19 protein-coding genes are annotated in these 19,809 nt (G+C 68.4%); all 19 read right to left on the reverse strand.

Features of this window, described 5'->3' with window-relative positions; translation table 11 throughout:
- Positions 1 to 3: 3 nt before the first annotated feature.
- On the reverse strand, positions 4 to 339 hold the full coding sequence (gene mihF, locus AC6I21_RS07825; protein ID WP_054821782.1) for an integration host factor, actinobacterial type: 336 nt from the start codon (positions 337 to 339) through the stop codon (positions 4 to 6).
- 133 nt (positions 340 to 472) lie between these two features.
- The gene (pyrF, locus tag AC6I21_RS07830; RefSeq protein ID WP_497762119.1) at positions 473 to 1,306 is read right to left on the reverse strand and encodes an orotidine-5'-phosphate decarboxylase; all 834 of its coding nucleotides are present in this window, start codon (positions 1,304 to 1,306) and stop codon (positions 473 to 475) included.
- Positions 1,307 to 1,343: 37 nt separating this feature from the next.
- On the reverse strand, positions 1,344 to 4,622 hold the full coding sequence (gene carB, locus AC6I21_RS07835) for a carbamoyl-phosphate synthase large subunit (RefSeq protein ID WP_497762120.1): 3,279 nt from the start codon (positions 4,620 to 4,622) through the stop codon (positions 1,344 to 1,346).
- Complete coding sequence (gene carA, locus AC6I21_RS07840) at positions 4,622 to 5,791, reverse strand: glutamine-hydrolyzing carbamoyl-phosphate synthase small subunit (protein ID WP_343830588.1); 1,170 nt, start codon at positions 5,789 to 5,791, stop codon at positions 4,622 to 4,624. Before carA ends, carB begins: the two co-directional genes overlap by 1 nt.
- The gene (locus AC6I21_RS07845) at positions 5,791 to 6,303 is read right to left on the reverse strand and encodes a PH-like domain-containing protein (RefSeq protein ID WP_249354255.1); all 513 of its coding nucleotides are present in this window, start codon (positions 6,301 to 6,303) and stop codon (positions 5,791 to 5,793) included. The genes carA and AC6I21_RS07845 overlap by 1 nt, the downstream gene beginning before the upstream one ends.
- Positions 6,300 to 7,601, reverse strand: a complete 1,302-nt coding sequence (locus AC6I21_RS07850; protein ID WP_497762121.1) for a dihydroorotase — start codon at positions 7,599 to 7,601, stop codon at positions 6,300 to 6,302. Before AC6I21_RS07850 ends, AC6I21_RS07845 begins: the two co-directional genes overlap by 4 nt.
- Before the next feature lie 4 nt (positions 7,602 to 7,605).
- On the reverse strand, positions 7,606 to 8,577 hold the full coding sequence (locus AC6I21_RS07855) for an aspartate carbamoyltransferase catalytic subunit (RefSeq protein ID WP_138174073.1): 972 nt from the start codon (positions 8,575 to 8,577) through the stop codon (positions 7,606 to 7,608).
- The gene (pyrR, locus tag AC6I21_RS07860) at positions 8,574 to 9,146 is read right to left on the reverse strand and encodes a bifunctional pyr operon transcriptional regulator/uracil phosphoribosyltransferase PyrR (RefSeq protein ID WP_138174075.1); all 573 of its coding nucleotides are present in this window, start codon (positions 9,144 to 9,146) and stop codon (positions 8,574 to 8,576) included. The genes AC6I21_RS07855 and pyrR overlap by 4 nt, the downstream gene beginning before the upstream one ends.
- A gap of 379 nt (positions 9,147 to 9,525) precedes the next feature.
- Positions 9,526 to 9,936 (reverse strand): transcription antitermination factor NusB, encoded by a 411-nt coding sequence (gene nusB, locus AC6I21_RS07865; RefSeq protein ID WP_138926247.1) that lies wholly within the window; start codon positions 9,934 to 9,936, stop codon positions 9,526 to 9,528.
- A complete protein-coding gene (gene efp, locus AC6I21_RS07870; RefSeq protein WP_138174079.1) occupies positions 9,936 to 10,496 on the reverse strand; it encodes an elongation factor P in 561 nt (186 codons plus the stop codon). Before efp ends, nusB begins: the two co-directional genes overlap by 1 nt.
- Positions 10,497 to 10,587: 91 nt before the next feature.
- Positions 10,588 to 11,130, reverse strand: a complete 543-nt coding sequence (locus AC6I21_RS07875) for a tetratricopeptide repeat protein (protein WP_138926248.1) — start codon at positions 11,128 to 11,130, stop codon at positions 10,588 to 10,590.
- Between the two features lie 3 nt (positions 11,131 to 11,133).
- Positions 11,134 to 12,225 (reverse strand): 3-dehydroquinate synthase, encoded by a 1,092-nt coding sequence (gene aroB / locus AC6I21_RS07880; RefSeq protein WP_138926249.1) that lies wholly within the window; start codon positions 12,223 to 12,225, stop codon positions 11,134 to 11,136.
- 61 nt (positions 12,226 to 12,286) lie between these two features.
- Positions 12,287 to 12,784 (reverse strand): shikimate kinase, encoded by a 498-nt coding sequence (locus tag AC6I21_RS07885; RefSeq protein ID WP_346922489.1) that lies wholly within the window; start codon positions 12,782 to 12,784, stop codon positions 12,287 to 12,289.
- Positions 12,785 to 13,984 (reverse strand): chorismate synthase, encoded by a 1,200-nt coding sequence (gene aroC / locus AC6I21_RS07890; RefSeq protein WP_497762122.1) that lies wholly within the window; start codon positions 13,982 to 13,984, stop codon positions 12,785 to 12,787.
- Positions 13,985 to 14,013: 29 nt separating this feature from the next.
- Entirely contained in the window at positions 14,014 to 14,826 is an 813-nt protein-coding gene (locus AC6I21_RS07895) for a shikimate dehydrogenase family protein (protein ID WP_497762123.1), read from the reverse strand.
- Positions 14,827 to 14,877: 51 nt separating this feature from the next.
- A complete protein-coding gene (gene mltG, locus AC6I21_RS07900; protein ID WP_497762124.1) occupies positions 14,878 to 16,302 on the reverse strand; it encodes an endolytic transglycosylase MltG in 1,425 nt (474 codons plus the stop codon).
- A gap of 35 nt (positions 16,303 to 16,337) precedes the next feature.
- The gene (ruvX, locus tag AC6I21_RS07905; RefSeq protein ID WP_497762125.1) at positions 16,338 to 16,889 is read right to left on the reverse strand and encodes a Holliday junction resolvase RuvX; all 552 of its coding nucleotides are present in this window, start codon (positions 16,887 to 16,889) and stop codon (positions 16,338 to 16,340) included.
- Entirely contained in the window at positions 16,882 to 19,572 is a 2,691-nt protein-coding gene (gene alaS, locus AC6I21_RS07910; protein ID WP_497762126.1) for an alanine--tRNA ligase, read from the reverse strand. The genes ruvX and alaS overlap by 8 nt, the downstream gene beginning before the upstream one ends.
- Positions 19,569 to 19,802, reverse strand: a complete 234-nt coding sequence (locus AC6I21_RS07915) for a hypothetical protein (RefSeq protein ID WP_054821640.1) — start codon at positions 19,800 to 19,802, stop codon at positions 19,569 to 19,571. Before AC6I21_RS07915 ends, alaS begins: the two co-directional genes overlap by 4 nt.
- Positions 19,803 to 19,809: the final 7 nt, after the last annotated feature.

The raw sequence follows: 19,809 nt of genomic DNA on the forward strand, positions 1-19,809 counted from the left end.
TTACTACGCTTTCGTCTTGGGCGGAGATTGCTTGAAGTGTTCAGTGATCGCCACCCGCTGCTTGCGTCCCAGGCCGCGCAGGCGGCGGGACGGGGAGATCCCCAGGCGTTCGAGCAGGTTCGCGGCGCGGACCTCGCCGACGCCGGGCACTGATTCGAGCAGATCCATCACACGCATGCGACCGACTGCCTCATCTTCGTACACCAAGTCTAGTACCTCAGTGATGGAGATTTTTCCGCTACTGAACTGGGACTTGATCTCAGCCCGACGGGTGCGGGCGGCCAGGGCCTTGGCACGGGCGCGGATCCGGTCTTCGTCTGAAAGTTCTCGCAGTACCATCGTTCAGCCATCCTTCATCAGTTGTGGACTAAGGCCATGTTGTGAACATAACCACCAAACGCGGCATTTGCAAGAGTAATCGCGCTGTGGCTACTAGAAACCTTAGTAGCCACAGCGCGATCCGACTACTTTACTAACCGGCGGCGAGCAGTTCGTCGCGTACCATGCGGGCCTTGTCCCGCAGCGCCTGGACCCCGGGTCCGGCGCGCAGGATGTCCCGGCTGCTGCTGGCCAGCACCTGGCGGTGGCTGCTGGCGAAGCTGTTGGCAAGATCACCCGCGGTGGCGCCCTGCGCCCCAAGCCCGGGGGTCAAAAGCGCCGCCTTCGTCGCGGACAGGTCGATGCCCAGCCGCTGCGGGGCATCCCCGACGGTGGCGCCGATGACCAGGCCCACATGGCCCAGGTCCGCGGCGTGCGCGTTCTCCTGCGCGACCGCGTCGATGATCCGCTTGGCCACCGAGGCCGCTCCCCCCACGTGCTGCACGCTTTGGCCCTCCGGGTTGGAGGTCAGCCCGAGCACGAACACCCCGCGCCCGGTCCGCCCGGCCAGGTCGATGGCCGGGCTCAGCGACTCGTAGCCCAGGTAGGGGCTGAGGGTCACCGCGTCGGCGGCCAGCGGCGAACCGTCGGCCAGCCAGGCGTTGGCGTAGGCGGCCATCGTGGAGCCGATGTCCCCGCGCTTGGCGTCGGCCAGGGTCAGCACCCCGGCATCGCGCGCCGCGGCCAGGGTTTCCTCCAGGGCCGCGAAGCCGGCCGAGCCGAAGCGCTCGTACAACGCCACCTGCGGCTTGAGGATCGCCGCGGTGCCGGCGACCGCCTCGATGACGCCCAGCGAGAAGCGGCGCACCGCGTCGGCGCTGTCATCCAGCCCCCAGGAGGCCAGCAGGCTGGGGTGCGGGTCGATGCCCACGCACAACGGCCCGTTCGCCTCCATCGCCACCCGCAGCCGGTTGCCGAAATGATCCATTTCGGTGTTCCCGGCCGTGGCGTGTCCCGCCCCGGCGCTAGCCACGGCCGCCTGCCGAGACCAGGTCCGGGTGCTCCTGCAGGCTGGTCACATCCCAGCTGTAGTGGCGCAGCGCGTCGATGGCCTGCACCGCGGCACCGAACTCGGCCACGGTGGTGATGATCGGGGTGCCCACGCTGGTGGCCGCCGCACGGATCTCGTAGCCGTCCCCGCGCGCCTCCGAACCCGAGGGGGTGTTCAGGATCAGCCCGATCTGGCCCTCGGTGATCATGTCCACAATGGTTTCCCCGCCCTCATGGACCTTGTTGACCACGGTGGTGGGGATCCCGTTGCGGCGCAGCACCTGAGCGGTGCCGCCGGTGGAGACGATCTCAAACCCGTTGTCGGACAGGTGCTTGACCGGCAGCACGATCGAGCGCTTGTCCCGGTTGGTGACCGAGACGAACACCTTCCCGGCGGTGGGCAGCGGGTTGTTCGCCGCGGCCTGGGACTTGGCGAAGGCGGTGTCAAAGTACTTGTCGATGCCCATCACCTCGCCGGTGGAGCGCATTTCCGGTCCGAGCAGCGAGTCGACGACCTTGCCCTGCGGGGTGCGGAAGCGGCTGAAGGGCAGCACGGCCTCCTTCACCGCCACCGGGGCGGTTTCCGGCAGGTGGGTGCCATCGCCCTGGGCCGGCAGGATGTCCCCGCGCAGCTGGGCAATGCTGCGGCCCACCCCGATCATCGCCGCGGCCTTGGCCAGCTGCACGCCGGTGGCCTTGGAGGTGAACGGCACGGTGCGCGACGCGCGCGGGTTCGCCTCGATGACGTAAAGGATGTCCCCGGCCAGCGCGAACTGGATGTTGATCAGCCCGCGCACGCCCACGCCCTCGGCGATCGCGCGGGTCGCGGCGGCCACCTTTTCACGCACGTCGTGGCCCAGGGTGATGGGCGGCAGCACGCAGGCCGAGTCGCCGGAGTGGATGCCGGCCTCCTCGATGTGCTCCATGATCCCGCCCATGTACAGTTCGGTGCCGTCAAACAGCGCGTCCACGTCGATCTCGATCGCGTCCTCCAGGAAGCGGTCCACCAGCACCGGGTGGTCCACGGTGATCTCGGTGGCGTTCTCGATGTAGCGCGAGAGGTTCGCCTCGTCGTAGACGATCTCCATGCCGCGCCCGCCCAGCACGTAGCTGGGGCGCACCAGCACCGGGTAGCCGATCTCGTCGGCGATCCGCTTGGCGTCCTTGAAGGACACGGCGGTGCCGTTCTTCGGGGCCACCAGCCCGGCGGCGTCCAGCACCTGCTGGAACGCGCCGCGGTGCTCGGCCAGGTCGATCGCCTCCGGGGAGGTGCCCAGGATCGGCACCCCGGCGGCCTTCAGCTCGGCGGCCAGCTTCAGCGGGGTCTGCCCGCCCAGCTGCACGAACACGCCCAGCACGCCGCCTGAGGCCTGTTCGGCGTGGATGATCTCCAGCACGTCCTCCAGGCTCAGCGGTTCGAAGTACAGCCGGTCGGAGATGTCGTAGTCGGTGGAGACGGTCTCCGGGTTGCAGTTGACCATCACGGTCTCGTACCCGGCCTCGCGCAGCGCCATCACCGCGTGCACGCACGAGTAGTCGAACTCGATGCCCTGCCCGATCCGGTTCGGGCCCGAGCCCAGGATGATCACCGAGGGCTTCTCATGGGCCGGCACCTCGGTTTCCTGGTCGTAGGAGGAGTACAGGTAGGGGGTGTACGCCTCGAACTCGGCCGCGCAGGTGTCCACGGTCTTGTAGACCGGGCGGATCTCCAGCGCGTGGCGCACCCCGCGCACCACGGCCTCGGCGTTGCCGGTGAGCTTGGCGATCTGCGCGTCGGAGAACCCGTGGCGCTTGGCCTCGCGCAGCATCTGCTCATCCAGGTTCGCCGACGCGGCGATCATCGCCGCGGTCTCGTTGATCAGCGCCAGCTGGTCCAGGAACCACGGGTCGATGCCGGTGGACTCATAGAGCCGCTCGATCGACACCCCGGAGAGCAGGGCGCGCTGCACCAGGGCCAGGCGCTCGGTGGAGCCGACCTTGATCTGCTCCAGCACGTGCGGGATCTGCTCCTGCTCCAGCGGCTCGAAGGACAGCTCCGCGCCCTTCTGCTCCAGGGAGCGCAGCGCCTTTTGCAGTGCCTCGGTGAAGTTGCGTCCCAGGCTCATCGCCTCGCCCACCGACTTCATGGTGGTGGTCAGCGTGGCGTCGGCGGCCGGGAACTTCTCAAAGGCGAAGCGCGGGACCTTGACCACCACGTAGTCCAGGGCCGGTTCGAAGGAGGCCGGGGTCTTCTTGGTGATGTCGTTCTGGATCTCATCCAGGGTGTAGCCCAGGGAGACCTTGGTGGCGATCTTGGCGATCGCGAACCCGGTGGCCTTGGAGGCCAGCGCGGAGGAGCGCGAGACGCGCGGGTTCATTTCGATCACGACCACCCGCCCGGTGTCCGGTTCGATGGCGAACTGGATGTTGCACCCACCGGTGTCCACGCCCACCTCGCGGATCACCGCGATGGAGATGTCGCGCAGTTTCTGGTATTCGCGGTCGGTCAGTGTCATCGCCGGGGCGACGGTGATCGAGTCGCCGGTGTGCACGCCCACCGGGTCGAAGTTCTCGATGGAGCACACGACCACGACGTTGTCGTTCTTGTCGCGCATCATCTCCAGCTCGTATTCCTTCCACCCCAGGATGGACTCCTCCAGGAGCACCTCGGTGGTCGGCGAGTACTGCAGGCCCGCCCCGGCGATGCGGCGCAGGTCCTCCGCGTTGTAGGCCATGCCCGAACCGAGCCCGCCCATGGTGAAGGAGGGGCGCACCACGACCGGGTACTTCAGCTCCTCGACGGCGGCGAAGGCCTCCTCCATGGAGTGCACGATGATGGACTTGGCCGATTCGGCGCCGCAGCGCTCCACCACGCCCTTGAACTTCTCGCGGTCCTCACCCAGCTCGATGGCCTCGATGTTCGCGCCGATCAGCTCCACGTCGTACTTTTGAAGCACGCCGTTCTTGTCCAGCGCGATCGCGGTGTTCAGCGCGGTCTGCCCGCCCAGGGTCGGCAGCACCGCGTCCGGGCGCTCCTTGGCGATGATCTGCTCGACCACCTCGGGGGTGATCGGCTCCACGTAGGTGGCGTCGGCGAACTGCGGGTCGGTCATGATGGTGGCCGGGTTGGAGTTGACCAGGATGACCCGCAGGCCCTCCTCCTTCAGCACGCGCAGCGCCTGGGTGCCGGAGTAGTCGAATTCCGCCGCCTGGCCGATGACGATGGGGCCGGAACCGATGACGAGAACTGATTTCAGATCGGTGCGCTTTGGCATTACTTGTTGTCCTTATCTGCGGTGCTGTCCAGCACGTCGGCGAAACGGTCGAAGAGGTTGGCGGCGTCGTGCGGCCCGGAGGCGGCCTCCGGGTGGTACTGCACGGAGAAGGCCGGGATGTCCAGGCAGCGCAGCCCCTCCACCACCTGGTCGTTCAGCGAGAAGTGGGAGACCTCCACCTGGCCGAAGCGCTCCACCGGGGCGGTGAAACTGCCCTGCAGCGGGGCCTGGACGGCGAAGCCGTGGTTCTGGCTGGTGATTTCCACCTTGCCGGTGTCCTTGACCATCACCGGCTGGTTGATGCCGCGGTGCCCGAAGCGCAGCTTGTAGGTGTCCAGCCCCAGCGCCCGGCCCAGGATCTGATTGCCGAAGCAGATCCCGAAGTACGGGATGCCAGCGTCCAGCACCTGGCGCACCAGTTCGATCTGCTCGGTGGCGGTGGCCGGATCGCCCGGGCCGTTGGAGAAGAACACGCCCGAGGCGCCCGAGGCCTTGATGTCCTCAAGGGTCGCGTCGTGGGGCAGCACGTGCACGCGCATGCCGCGTTCGGCCAGGCGCACCGGGGTCATCGCCTTGATGCCCAGGTCGATCGCGGCCACGGTGTGGCGTACTTCCCCGCTCCAGCCGTGGTCGGCCGGTTCCACGAAGTAGGGTTCGTCCACCGAGACCTCGGCGGAGATCTTGCGTCCGGCCATCGCCGGCTGGTCCTTGACCTGCTCCACCAGCTCCTGAACCGGGCGGGCGGCGGCCGCACCGGAGAAGATCCCGGCCTTCATGGCCCCGGCCTCACGCAGGTGGCGGGTCAGCGCGCGGGTGTCGATGCGTTCGATGCCCACCACGTCGTGGGCGACCAGGTCCTCTTCCAGGGTGCGCACGCTGCGCCAGTTGCTGGGGCGGCGCGAGCCTTCGCGCACCACGTAGCCGGCGGCCCAGATGCGGGTGGATTCGGGGTCCTCGTCGTTCACGCCGGTGTTGCCGATGTGCGGGAAGGTCTGCACCACGATCTGGTGGGCGTAGGACGGGTCGGTCAGGGTTTCCTGGTAGCCGGTCATGCCGGTGGTGAATACCGCTTCACCCAGGGTGGTGCCGACCTTGCCGTAGGCGCGGCCGGGGAAGACGGTGCCGTCCTCCAGGACCAGCACTGCGTCGGGGGTGCTTTGAGTGTTCACTAGTTTGTCTCCTGATCTGCCGCATCGTCCAAGTGCGATGCCAGCATCTGATAAATCTTTGCGTTGTCCGCGTGGTAGCGGGGGCGGAAGCCGGTGTCGAAGTCGAAGTCGTCCTTGACCCACCCGGTGATCACCAGGCCGTTGTCCTCCACGAACTTCCCGGCCATCCCCGAGGCCCGGTTCACCCGGGTCAGCGCCGCGAAGGGCACGTGCACCGCGCGGGCCCCGGCCCGCATGAAGTGCACCCCGCGCTCACCGATCACCAGGTCCGCGTTGGTGCGCACGCCCAGCTGGTGCACGGCGATCCGGTCCAGCCAGTCCTCCCCGCGGGTGGTGGCCACGTACATGCCCTCGAAGCGGGCGACCTCGGTGTCGGCAAAGTCCTGGAATGGGGCCGGCACGCCGGACTGTCGTCGCTTGCGGTTGCGCCAGCCCACCGCGATGAGCAGCAGCAGCACCAGGATGATGCCCAGCGTCCAGGCGATCGGGACGAAGTACGGGCTGTCGATCACTGGGCCACCCGGGCGCTGGCCAGGGCGCCGTCCAGGACCGTGGGGTGGCCGTGGAAGAAGGTGGCGCGCACCGCGCCGGGCAGCTGCATGCCGGCGAACGGGGAGTTGCGGCCCTTGGTCTCCATGGCGTAGGGGTCCACCGTCCAGCGGGCCTCGGGGTCCACCAGCACCAGGTTGGCGGGCTCGCCCTCGGCGACCGGGCGGCCCTGGTCCTCCAGCCGGCCCAGGCGGGCCGCGGCGCCGGAGGTGATCCGCGCGACATCCGGCCAGCCGATCAGCCCGGTGTCCACCAGGGTGTGCTGCACGATGGACAGGGCGGTTTCCAGCCCGGTCATGCCCATCGCGGCGGCCCCCCATTCGCAGTCCTTGGATTCGGCCGGGTGCGGGGCGTGGTCGGTGCCGATCATGTCGATGGTGCCATCGGCCACCCCGGCGCGCAGCGCCATGACGTCCGTTTCGCGGCGCAGCGGCGGGTTGACCTTGTAGACCGGGTCGAAGCTGCGCACCTTCTCATCGGTGAGCAGCAGGTGGTGCGGGGTGACCTCCGCGGTGACCTGGATGCCGCGGGCCTTGGCCCAGCGGATGATTTCCACGCTGCCGGCGGTGGAGACGTGGCACACGTGCAGGCGGGCTCCGACGTGTTCGGCCAGCAGCACGTCGCGGGCGATGATCGACTCCTCCGCCACGGCCGGCCAGCCGGCCAGGCCGAGCACGGCCGAGACTTCGCCCTCGTTCATCTGGGCGCCCTCGGTCAGCCGCGGTTCCTGGGCGTGCTGGGCGATCACCCCGTCGAAGGCCTTGACGTATTCCAGGGCCCGGCGCATCAGCAGCGGGTCAAACACGCAGATCCCGTCATCGGAGAACATGCGCACCTTCGCCCGGGAGTCGGCCATCGCGCCGATCTCGCTCAGCTGCTTGCCGGCCAGCCCGACGGTGACTGCCCCGACCGGGCGCACGTCCACCCAGCCGGCCTTGCGGCCCAGCTCATAGACCTGCTCCACCACGCCGGCCGTATCGGCGACCGGGATGGAGTTGGCCATGGCGTGCACCGCGGTGAACCCGCCCTTGGCGGCGGCGCGGGTGCCGGTTTCCACGGTCTCGGCGTCCTCCCGGCCCGGCTCACGCAGATGGGTGTGCGGGTCGACCAGGCCCGGCAGCAGGATCTGGCCGGAGGCGTCGATGACGGTGGCGTCCCCGGCCTGCAGGCCCTGGCCGATCTGTGCGATCGTCCCGTCGGAGACCAGCACGTCGGCGGTGTCCCCGCCCAGAATGCTGGCGTTGTGAATCAGATACTTCATGGACCTAGCTTTCCTTGATCAAGTCGCCGGAGAGGAGCATGTAGAGGCTGGCCATGCGCACGGCCACGCCGTTGGTCACCTGGTCCAGCACGGTGGAGCGTGGGGAGTCGGCGGCGGCCGAGGAGATTTCCAGGCCGCGGTTCATCGGGCCCGGGTGCATGATCAGCGTTTCCTCGCCGGAGGCGTCCAGCGCCTTCAGCCGGGCGTCGTCCAGGCCCCAGTAGCGGGAGTATTCACGCGGGTTCGGGAAGTAGGCGGCATGCATCCGCTCCCCCTGCACGCGCAGCATCATCAGCGCGTCCACCCCGGAGGCGATGACCTCGTCCAGGTCATAGCTGATGGTGCACGGCCAGGCGTCGGCCCCCACCGGCAGCAGGGTGGGCGGGGCGACCATGGTCACCTCGGCGCCCAGGGAGTTCAGCAGCCACAGGTTCGAGCGGGCCACCCGGGAGTGCAGGATGTCCCCGACGATGGCGACCTTCAGCCCGTCCAGGCCCTTGCCGTGCGGGGCGGTGCCCTCGCGCAGGCTGACCTGGCGGCGCAGCGTGAACGCGTCCAGCAGCGCCTGGGTGGGGTGTTCGTGCATGCCGTCCCCGGCGTTGACGATCGGCAGCCCGATCCAGTCGGTGGCCGCCAGGCGAGCCGGTGCACCCGAGTCGGGGTGCCGGATCACCACGGCGTCGGCGCCGATGGCCAGCAGGGTTTGGGCGGTGTCCTTCAGCGATTCACCCTTGGACACGGAGGAGCCCTTGGCGGAGAAGTTGATCACGTCCGCGCTCAGGCGCTTGGCGGCTGCCTCGAAGGAGATGCGGGTGCGGGTGGAGTCCTCGAAGAAGAGGTTCACCACGGTGCGTCCGCGCAGCGCCGGCAGCTTCTTGACTTCCCGGGTGCCGAACTCGCGCATTTCCTCGGCGATGTCCAGGATCCGGATGGCTTCTTCGCGGGTGACGTCCGCGGTGGAGATCAGGTGTTTCATGCGCCGGCCTCGATGATCACTTCGTTGTCCTGGTCGGTTTCCGCCAGGTGCACGCGCACCTTTTCGCTCTTGGCGGTGGGCAGGTTCTTGCCCACGTGGTCGGCGCGGATCGGCAGTTCGCGGTGCCCGCGGTCCACCAGCACGGCCAGGCGCACGATGCGGGGGCGGCCCCAGTCGGACAGGGCGTCCAAGGCGGCGCGGATGGTGCGTCCGGAGTAGAGCACGTCATCGACCAGCACCACGACCTTGTCGTCGATCCCGCCAGCGGGCAGCCGCGTGGGTGCCGGGGTGCGGGTGGTGGAGGTGCGCAGGTCATCGCGGTACATGGTGATGTCCAGCTGCCCGACCAGCGATTCGGGGTTGATGGCGCCGGAGGTGGTGGCGGCGATGCGTTCGGCCAGGCGCTGGGCCAGCGGATAGCCGCGGCGCGGGATGCCCAGCAGCACCAGGTCCTCGGTGCCCTTGTTGGCCTCAATGATTTCAAAGGCGATGCGCGTCAGCACGCGTTCGATGTCGTCCGAGGACAGCACCGTGCGGGCGCCAGGCGTTGCCGGCGATTTCTCGCTCATGCGTTGCATCTCTCCCTTCTCCGCCTCACGGGACGGTTCTTAAAGGAATATTGCTCCTATGAAATTATCACGTCCCGGCACCACTTCCCCACCGAAAAGCTATACATGACCATGAATGATGCGTTAGTTCGCTCACAAGCGGCGTCGTTGACGCTGCCTCCGCGCGCGCCGCAGCGTCACTTCCTGCCCGCGACGCGGTTGCAGGCAGCCACAATGTTCACTTGGCCACACTGCGCGCCACCGCCGAAACATTGCGCCGCATAGTACGGCGAGGGGCCGGCACCGCGGCCACCGGGACGTGGCCGAAAGGGAGGTTAAACGCCGCAAGCCGGAACCACGAATCGGGTTCCGGCTTGCGCGGGGACAGGCAGGGTGAGGATCAGTCGACCAGGGTGTCCTTGATTTGCTGGATGCGGCCGAGCACGCCGTTGACGAATTCCGGGGAATCGTCGGTGGACAGCTCACGCACGTTGGCCACGGCCTCGGCGACGGCGACGGCGTCGGGCACGTCGTCGTTGTACAGCAGTTCCCACACGCCGATGCGCAGGGCGATGCGGTCCACCGACGGCATGCGTTCCAGGGTCCAGCCGCGCACGTAGCTTTCCAGGATCTCATCGATGCGCTGCTGCTGGGCGGTGACGCCCTCGATGATCTGGATGGAGTACTCGTTGATCACGATCTCGGAGTTCTCCCGGCGTCCGACGGCCACGGCCAGCGGCTCGGCGCCGCGTTGTTCGGCTTCGAAGAGGAATTCCAGGGCCCGGCGCCGGGCCTTGGCACGGGCACTCACTAGGAGACACGTCCCAGGTAGTCACCGTTGCGGGTATCGACCTTGACCTTGGTGTTCTGCTCGACGAACAGCGGCACCTGGATGATCTTGCCGGTTTCCAGGGTGGCCGGCTTGGTGCCTGCCGAGGAGCGGTCGCCCTGCAGGCCCGGCTCGGTGTAGGTGATTTCCAGGATGACCGACGGCGGCATTTCCACGTACAGCGGGTTGCCGTCATACATGGCGATGGTCAGTTCCTGGTTTTCCAGCATGTAGTCGGCGGCGTCGCCCACGGTGGCGCCGGAGACGGTGACCTGGTCGTAGTCGTCCAGGTTCATGAAGACGTAGTCTTCCCCGTCCTGGTAGAGGTACTGGTAGTCGCGGCGGTCAACGTTGGCGGTTTCGATCTTCGCCCCGGCGTTGTAGGTCTTGTCCTGGACGCGTCCGGTGACGACGTTGCGCATCTTGGTGCGCACGAACGCCCCACCCTTGCCCGGCTTCACGTGCTGGAAGTCAATGATGGTCCACAGCTGGCCGTCAATCTTGATGACCTGACCGTTTTTGATGTCAGTCGTATCTGCCACGAGTCCTCAATCCTCATATTCAGCCGGCTCACGCCGGCCCTTTGTCAAAAAACCATGTCCTAGTCTAGCGCATCGATCCGCCGGCGCCGTGTTAGGCGCTGGCCTGCAGGCGCTGTTCGGCCATTTGCAGGCAGATGCGCGAGGCGTCCACCAGGTGCCTGGGCGCGTTGATCGCCTGACGCTGCTCCAGGGCCAGGGTGAAGCGGGTCACCGCCGCACGGTAGTCCCGGGTTTCGTAGAACGCCATGCCCAAATGGTGCTGCATCAGCGGCTCGTACTCGGTGTCGGCGAACTCCTCGGCCAGCTTGCGCAGCCGGTTGATGGCCCGCTGGGTGTCCCCCTGCATGCGGGTCAGCTCGGTGTCCAGCACCCGCAGGTGCGCGTTCATCGGGTCCAGCAGGCGCTGCTCGGTGATCATCTCCCCCGCCTGGGCCAGTTCGCCGCGGGCCAGGTGGATGACCACCTGGTCGGTGGGCGAACCGACCTGCATGGAGCGTTCCGCGGCGGCCTCATCGGCCACGTAGGCGCGCATCGTTTCGGGGTTGATCAGGATTCCGTCAATGGAGGTGTCCACACCTTCACGGTTGACGGAGGCGACTTCGAAGGACACCGCGTTGTGTCGTGCCTCAGTCATTTCTTACTCACCAATCTCCTGGTAGGCCGCGAACAACAACGAGTTATCCGGAACTTCATAGATCCGCGGCTTGCCAATATCTTCCAGGACCACGAAGCGCAGCTGGTCGCCTCGGGCCTTCTTGTCCCGCTTCATCCCGTCCAGCAGCGACGCCCAGCGGTCGTTGCGGTAGGTGGTGGGCAGTCCCAGCGAGGATAGGATCGCGGCGTGGCGTTCGGCCACCGCATCCGGGGTGTAGCCCACCGAGCGTCCCAGTTCCGCGGCGAAGCACAGGCCAATGGACACCGCCGCGCCGTGGCGCATCTGGTAGCGTTCGGCCAGCTCGATGGCATGGCCCAGGGTGTGCCCGTAGTTCAGGTATTCGCGCTCCCCGGATTCCTTCAGGTCCCGGGAGACCACATCGACCTTCACCGCGATGGTGCGTTCGATGATTTCACGCAGCCGCTCGCTGGTGGGATCCATGGCCTCTTCGGGGTTTTCCTCGATGAGCTCCAGGATCCGCTCGTCCTTGATGAAACCGCACTTGACCGCTTCGGCCAGCCCGGTCACCAGTTCGTGCTTCGGCAAGGTGGCCAGGGCGTCCAGGTCCACCAGCACGCCGGCCGGCGGGTGGAAGGAGCCGACCAGGTTCTTGCCCTCGGCGGTGTTGATGCCGGTCTTGCCGCCCACGGCGGCGTCCACCATGCCCAGCACGGAGGTGGGCACGTGCACGACCTTCACCCCGCGCAGCCAGGTGGCGGCCACGAAGCCGGCCACGTCCGAGACGGCGCCGCCGCCCACGGAGATTACCGCATCCGAGCGGGTGAAGTCGTTCTTGCCCAGGACCTCCCAGCAGAAGGCGGCGACCTGGATGTGCTTGCCTTCCTCGGCGTCCGGGATTTCGGCGGTGATCGCCGAGTAACCCTTGGTATCGAGTTCATCCTTGACCAGGTCCCCGGTGGTGCGCAGGGCCCGCGGGTGGATGATCAAAATCTTCTTGACACTTGGTCCAAGCAGTTCGGGAAGCTGTCCCAGCAAACCATTACCGACCAGAACCGGATAGTTCTGCTCCGGTGATGCTCCGGTGACCTGAAGTGTGGTGGGTGCTAAAGGCATCCGTAGAGATCCTCCTGTGGTGCTGATCTTTCCAGAGTACGCGCGGGATTCGCGAATAGCCCTATCTCGTGGCACTAATCACATGGCCCTGGATCAGCGCGACCAGCTCGTTCACGCTCTTGCCCTCGACCGTGACGGTCAGGTCCGCCAGGTCCTCGTAGATGTCCCGGCGCGCGGCAAACAGCTGCCGCCAGCGCTGCAGCACCCCGTCCTCGCCGGCCAGCAGCGGACGGTCCTGGCTGCGGGCCAGGCGCCGGGCGGCGGTGTCCTCATCCATCTGCAGGTAGACCACGGTGCCGCGGCGCAGCACCTCCCGGTTTTCCGGGCGCAGCACCGCTCCCCCGCCGGTGGCCAGCACCCCGGCCTGGGTGGCGCGCAGGGTCGCCACCTCCAGGTCGCGGAAGTGCTCTTCGCCGTGCTCGGCGAAGATCTGCGGGATCGAGCCGTGGCTCATCACGATCACTTCGTCGGTGTCCAGGAACGTGGTGTCCAGGGCCTTGGCCAGCGCCTTGCCCACGGTGGACTTGCCGCTGGCCATCGGCCCGATCAGGTAGATCATCTAGACCCCGGTGGATTCCAGGTTCTCGGGGATCGCGGCCAGGTAGCTGGCGATGTTCCGCTTGGTCTCGGCCACCGAGTCCCCGCCGAACTTCTCCAGCACCGCCTGGGCCAGCACCAGGGCGACCATCGCCTCGGCGACGACCCCGGCCGCCGGCACCGCGCACACGTCCGAACGCTGGTGGTGGGCCTTGGTGTCCTCACCGGTGGCGGTGTCCACGGTGCGCAGCGCGCGCGGGACGGTGGCGATCGGCTTCATGGCCGCGCGCACGCGCAGCACCTCGCCGATGGACATGCCCCCCTCGATCCCGCCGGCCCGGTTGGTGGCCCGCTCGATGCGCCCGTCGGCGGCATGCTGGATCTCGTCGTGGGCGGCCGAGCCGCGCCGGGCGGCGGTGGCGAAGCCGTCGCCGACCTCCACCCCCTTGATCGCCTGGATGCCCATCAGCGCCCCGGCCAGCCGGGCGTCCAGCCGGCGGTCCCAGTGCACGTAGGAGCCCAGGCCCGGGGGCAGGTTGTAGGCCAGCACCTCCACGACCCCGCCCAGGGTTTCCCCGGCCTTGTGGGCGTCGTCGACCTCGGCGACCATGGCGGCGGAGGTTTCGGCGTCAAAGCAGCGCAGCGGATCCGCGTCCAGCGCCTGGACGTCGGCCCGGGTGGGCAGCGCGGCGTCGTCGGGGACTGCGGCGGTGCCCACGGCGGTGGTGTGCGCGACCAGTTCGATGCCCAGCTCGGCCAGGAACGCGTCGGCCACCGAGCCCAGGGCGACGCGGGCCGCGGTTTCCCGGGCGCTGGCGCGCTCGAGCACCGGGCGGGCGTCGTCGAACCCGTACTTCTGCATGCCGGTGAAGTCGGCGTGGCCCGGGCGCGGGCGGGTCAGCGGCGCATTGCGGGCCAGGGACTCCAGTTCGCTGGGATCCACCGGGTCCGCGTTCATCACGCGTTCCCACTTGGGCCATTCGGTGTTGCCGATTTCAATGGCGATCGGTCCGCCCTGGGTGGCGCCGTGGCGCACCCCGCCCAGGAAGCTGACCTGGTCCTTTTCAAACTTCATGCGGGCCCCGCGGCCATAGCCAAGCCGTCGGCGCGCCAGCGCCGAACGGACGAGCTCACTGTCCACCGGGACCCCGGCGGGTAGACCTTCAAGAATTCCAACGAGTGCCGGGCCGTGCGATTCGCCCGCGGTTAACCAACGCAACATGCACTACATTTTGCCATGTGCCGGCGCTTTTACCGACCTCGATGAAGCGCCACGGCCGCAAACATGGTGTTTGTGACATTTTCGCGCTCTTCCTGCGCCAGGTCCAGCCCGGTGAACAGGCGCACCTGCTCCACCGCCTGGTGCACCAGCATCGCCAGCCCGTTGATGACCGGCCCCCGCCAGGCGGCGGCCAGGGCGGAGGGCCACGGGTCGTAGGCCACATCCAGCAGGGTTCCGGTGCCCGCGCCCAGGGTGGGCACCCAGCCGTCGGCGGCGGAGGGGGGCAGGGTGGAAACCACCACCGGGTCCCCGGTGATCTCCCGCACCGGGCTGACCTCGGCGGCCATGCCCAGCGCGGCGGCCAGGGCGGTGACCCGCCCGGCGCGGGCCGGATCGCGCACCACGAAGCGCACCCGTTCGGCGCCCATCTGGTGCAGCGCCTGCACGGCGGCCAGTGCCGTGTTCCCGGCCCCCAGGATGGTGCCGGTGCCGGTGTGCCCGATCCCGGCGTCGGCGAAGGCCCGCACGATCCCGTACACGTCGGTGTTCTGCCCGTGCAGGGTCCCGTCCGGGTGCACCACGATGGTGTTCAGCGCCCCGGTGGTGGTGACCAGGTCGGTGACGCTGTCCATGTGGCCGATGAACACGTCCTTCAGCGGCATGGTGACCGAGCAGCCGGCCCAGCCGCCGGCGCGCAGCCCGGCGGCGAAGTCCGGCGCGTCGGCCGGGTCCAGTTCCAGGCGCTGGTAGTCCAGGTCCACGCCGAGCAGCCGGTAGGCGGCGCGGTGCAGCTGCGGGGACTTGGAGTGGCTGATGGGCTTGCCCAGGACTGCGGCCTTCACGGTTACCTCACTGTCGGTGGCTTGCGCGTTGTTCTTCGGTGGCGATGGAGCCTAGCACTGCCCCGGGTTGGCCTGGCACCAGTCACGGAACTCCTGCTGGTAGCGCTGGTGCTCCTGGTAGGTGCGGGCGAACTTGGTTTCCCCGGTGGCGATGTTCACCGTCACCCAGTAGTAGAAGTCGTTCTCCTGCGGGTTCACGGCCGCGGCGATCGCCGAGTCGGCCGGGGAGCCGATCGGGGTGGGCGGCAGCCCGCGGTGCACGTAGGTGTTGTACGGGTTGGACTTATCGGCCTTCTCCTGCTTGGAGAACTGCAGGGTGTAGCGGTCCAGCCCGTAGATCACCGCGGAGTCCACCTGCAGCAGCCCGTGGGTCTGGTCGTTCTGCTCGGACAGCCGGTTGTTCAGTGCGCCGGCGACCACCGCGTAGTCCTTCGGCTGGGCTTCGGCCTGCAGGATCGAGGCGATCTTCAGCACCCGGTAGCCCTGGGCCGGGTCGTTCACCCCGTGCTCGGCCAGGGTGGCGGTGGTGGAGTCCACCAGCTGGCGCAGCACCTCTTCGGCGCTGGTGTCCAGGGCGAAGCGGTATTCGCCCGGGTGCAGGTAGCCCTCCAGGTTCTTCGCCTCCCTGGGCAGCCCGAAGCGTTCGGTGTCGTTGGCCAGCTCGGTCAGTTCCTTCAGCTCCAGCCCCGAGCCCTTGGCAATTTCCTCCAGGGCCGCGTTCAGGCGCATGTTCTGCTTCAGGCCCACGTAGAAGACCTTGTCCGGGCGGTTGTCCACCATCAGGTCCACGGCCTCGGCGGCCGGCAGCTGCTTTTGCAGCACATAGGTGCCCGGGTGGATGACCTTGTTCCCGGCCGCGGAGGCGTCCATGGCCTTGACGAACAGCTTGTCGTCGGAGACGACGTCCAGCTCCTCGAGCTTGCGGGAGATGATCCCCACGCCCCAGCCGTCCTCCACGACGAATTCAACCTGCGCCCCGCCGGGGCCGGGATAGTCATCGGGGTTGAACGCCTTGTAGATGCCGCGCACGGTGAACCCGGCGCCGGCCACGACCAGCGCGAAGATCAGCACGGTGGCGGCCATCACCAGGTTGCGCCGGCGCTTGCTGCGCTGGCGCCGGGCGCGGACCTGGGATTCGGGTTCCTCCTGGTACAGGTGCGCGGCCGCGACCGGCGCGCTGATCCCGGCGGCCGGCTCCCCGGCCGGCTGCGCGTCGTCCCGGCGCACGTGGTGCCCGTGGTGGGGGCTCTGCCACGGCGCCGGCTCGGCGGCGTCGAACTGGGTGGTGTTCGCCGCGGCCAGGGCCAGCTCGTCGGCGGAGGTGTGTTCCTCGCTCAGGGCGGGGGCGGGCAGGGAGGCGCCGATGATTTCCGGCTGCCCCGGGGTCGGCAGCCCGCCGTGGGCGCCGTCCAGGAACCGCTGGTGCAGTTCCTGGCGTGCCTGGCGTTGTGCTTCCCGTCGAGATTCGTCTCGCATTGGGCTCTCTCCTGCGTCGGATGGGGGCTGGGGCATCAGCGGATGACGACCCGGCTGGCCTGGATGGGCACCTGGTTGTGCTTGCGGTCCAGGACCTGTTGCAGTATTTCCACGGCGGCCGCCTGGTCCACCACCTCGCGGTGGCTGCGGGACTTGCGTCCGGCCTCATGCAGCGCCCGGTGCGCGCTGACCGTGCTCAGCCGTTCGTCGATCAGCCACACGCCGAGTTCGATCCCCGCCTCATGGGCCTCCTCGGCCAGCGAGATGGCGTAGTCACGGGCCATTTTCGTGGATTCGGTGGCGTTGCCGGACAGCGACTTCGGCTCCCCAATGTACACGTCGGTAACTTGGCGATCAAGCACCATTTTCAGCAGGATCCGCCGATCCGAGTTCTTCTTCACATCCCGGCGCAGCGTGGACACCGGCAGCGCCAGCCCGGAATCGGCCTGCGCGACGGCCACCCCCACCCGGGCCGCGCCCACGTCCACGCCCAGCAGCGCGCCGGGGCAGGCCCCCGCCGGTTTCCCGGCGGGGGCCTGCTGGCCGGCGGCGTGCCCCGGCTCGGGCACCTGGTGCGGATCAGGCATTGGCCACGGCCGAACGGATCGCCTCCAGGGCCGGGCCGATCTTCGACGCGTCCTTGCCCCCGCCCTGGGCCATGTCGTCCTTGCCGCCGCCACCGCCGCCAAGCACCCCGGTCGCGGTGCGCACCAGCGCGCCGGCCTTGTGCCCGGCCGCGCGGGCGGCCTCATTCGTGGCGGCCAGCACCAGCGGGCGTCCGCCGGCCACGCCGATCAGCACGATCACCGCCGGCTCGCTGCCCAGCTTGCCGCGCAGATCCAGGGCCAGGGTGCGCAGCGCATCGGCCGAATCCACGGCGCCGGTGTCGTGGGCCAGCAGCTTCACGCCGCCCACCTGCTGCACCGAGTCCAGCAGCCCCTGCGCCTGGGCCAGCAGCGCGGCGGCCTTCAGCTCGGAGATCTGCTTCTCGGCGGCCTTCAGCTTCGCCACGGTCTCGTTCACGCGCTCGGTGACCTGCCCGGAGGGCACCTTGAACATCGTGGACAGCTCGTTGACCAGGGCGCGCTCGGCGGCCCCGTGCTTGAACGCCTCCATGCCCACCAGCGCCTCGACGCGGCGGTTGCCCGAACCGACCGAGGCCTCCGAAAGCAGGGTCAGCTGCCCGATGGTGGCGGTGGAGCCCACGTGGGTGCCGCCGCACAGTTCGCGCGACCAGTCCCCGTTCATCTCCACCACGCGCACCTGGTTGCCGTACTTCTCCCCGAACAGCCCGATCGCGCCGCGGGCCTTGGCCTCGGACAGGGCCATCTCGTTGGTGATCACGTTGTGGTTGGCCAGGATCGCCAGGTTCACCACTTCCTCGATCTCCAGGCGGGCCTCGGCCGAAAGCTGCTCGGCCCAGGAGAAGTCAAAGCGCAGGTAGCCGGCCTTGTTGAACGACCCGGCCTGGGTGGCCTCCTGGCCCAGCAGCTGGCGCAGCGCGGCGTGCACCAGGTGGGTGGCCGAGTGGGCCTGCTCCCCGGAGTGGCGGCGGACCGCATCGACCTGGGTGCGCACCAGCGCCTCGGCCGGCAGCTCGCCCTCGCGCACCACGGCCTTGTGCACGTTCAGGCCCTTGAGCGGGGCCTGCACGTCGGTGACCTCCAGCACGAAGCCGTCACCGGTGATCAGCCCCACGTCCCCGGCCTGGCCGCCGGCCTCGGCGTAGAACGGGGTCTCATCGAGCACCAGGTCGATCTGCTGGCCCTGCTCGGCGAACGGCACCAGCTGCCCGTCGCGCACGATCCCGCGGATCTTGGATTCACCCTCCAGGGTGTCGTAGCCGGTGAAGTGCACCGAACCGGCCTCGGCCAGCTTGTTGTACAGCGACAAATCCGCGTGCCCGGACTTCTTGGCCTTCGCGTCCTTCTGCGCGCGGGTGCGCTGTTCGCTCATCAGCTCGCGGAAACGGGACTCGTCCACGGCCAGCCCGGCCTCGGAGGCGATCTCCAGGGTCAGGTCGATCGGGAAGCCGTAGGTGTCGTGCAGCGCGAACGCCTCGTCCCCGGACAGGTTGGCGCCCTCGGCCTTGGCGTGGGCCAGGGCCTCATCCAGCCGGGTGGTGCCCGAGGCGATGGTGCGGCGGAAGGCGCGCTCCTCGGCGTAGGCGATCCGGGCGATGCGCTCGAAGTCGGCCTCCACCTCCGGGTAGACGCCCTTCATCGCGTCGCGGGAGACCGGCAGCAGCTGGGGCAGCACCTCGGATTCGACGCCCATCAGGCGCATGGCGCGCACGGCGCGGCGGATCAGGCGGCGCAGCACGTAGCCGCGGCCCTCGTTGCCGGGGGTGACCCCGTCGGAGATCAGCATCAGGGCGCTGCGGATGTGGTCGGCGATCATGCGCAGGCGCACGTCGTTGGCGTGGTTCGGGTCCGCCGGGTCCTCGGTGGAGGTGTAGCGCACCTGGGCCAGGGCGGCGGCGCGGTCCAGCACCGGGCGCACCTGGTCGGTCTCGTACATGTTCTCCACGCCCTGCAGGATCATCGCCAGGCGCTCCAGGCCCAGCCCGGTGTCGATGTTGCGCTTGGGCAGCTCACCGGCCACGTCGAAGTCGGTCTTCGAGCGCACCGCTGAAAGCCGGTACTGCATGAACACCAGGTTCCAGATCTCGATGTAGCGGGTCTCGTCGACCGCCGGGCCGCCCTCCATGCCGTATTCGGGGCCGCGGTCGTAGTAGATCTCCGAGCAGGGGCCGCCGGGGCCGGGCTGGCCGGTGTTCCAGTAGTTGTCTTCCTTGCCGGTGCCCACGACCCGCTCGCGCGGCAGGCCGATCTTCTCTTCCCAGATGCGCCGGGCTTCCTCGTCGCGCTCCTCGCCGTCCTCGTAGACGGTGACCCACAGCCGCTGCGGGTCCAGCCCGTAGCCGCCCTCGGCGACCGGGTTGGTCAGCAGCTCCCAGGCGAAGGTGATCGCCTCTTCCTTGAAGTAGTCCCCGAAGGAGAAGTTGCCGCACATCTGGAAGAAGGTGCCGTGGCGCACGGTCTTGCCGACCTCTTCGATGTCCGCGGTGCGGATGCACTTCTGCACGGAAGTGGCCCGGCTGTAGGGCGGTTCCTCCACGGCGGTCAGGTAGGGGATGAACGGGACCATGCCGGCCACCGTGAACAGCAGTGACGGGTCGGTGGAGACCAGCGAGGCGCTGGGAACCGCGGTGTGACCCTTCGAAACGAAAAAGTCGATCCAGCGGCGGGCAATTTCCTGCGTTTTCATCGTGCTGAGGACGATCCCTTCATAGTGTTCTCTTCCACGCCCAACGCGGAGCGCAGTTCCTGTTCGCGGCTGTGCATGCCCTCACGGAAGGCGGCGGCCACATCCGCGATGTTGTCGGCGTACTTGCCCACCTGCCGGTTCAGCGCGCTGCCGGAGGAGATGTCGGTGTACTTCCGGGTGGCCAGGATGCCCACGCCGACACCAATGGCGACCCACATCAGCTTCTTCATGCCTGAC

The organism is Glutamicibacter sp. St.4D3, from assembly GCF_059728615.1.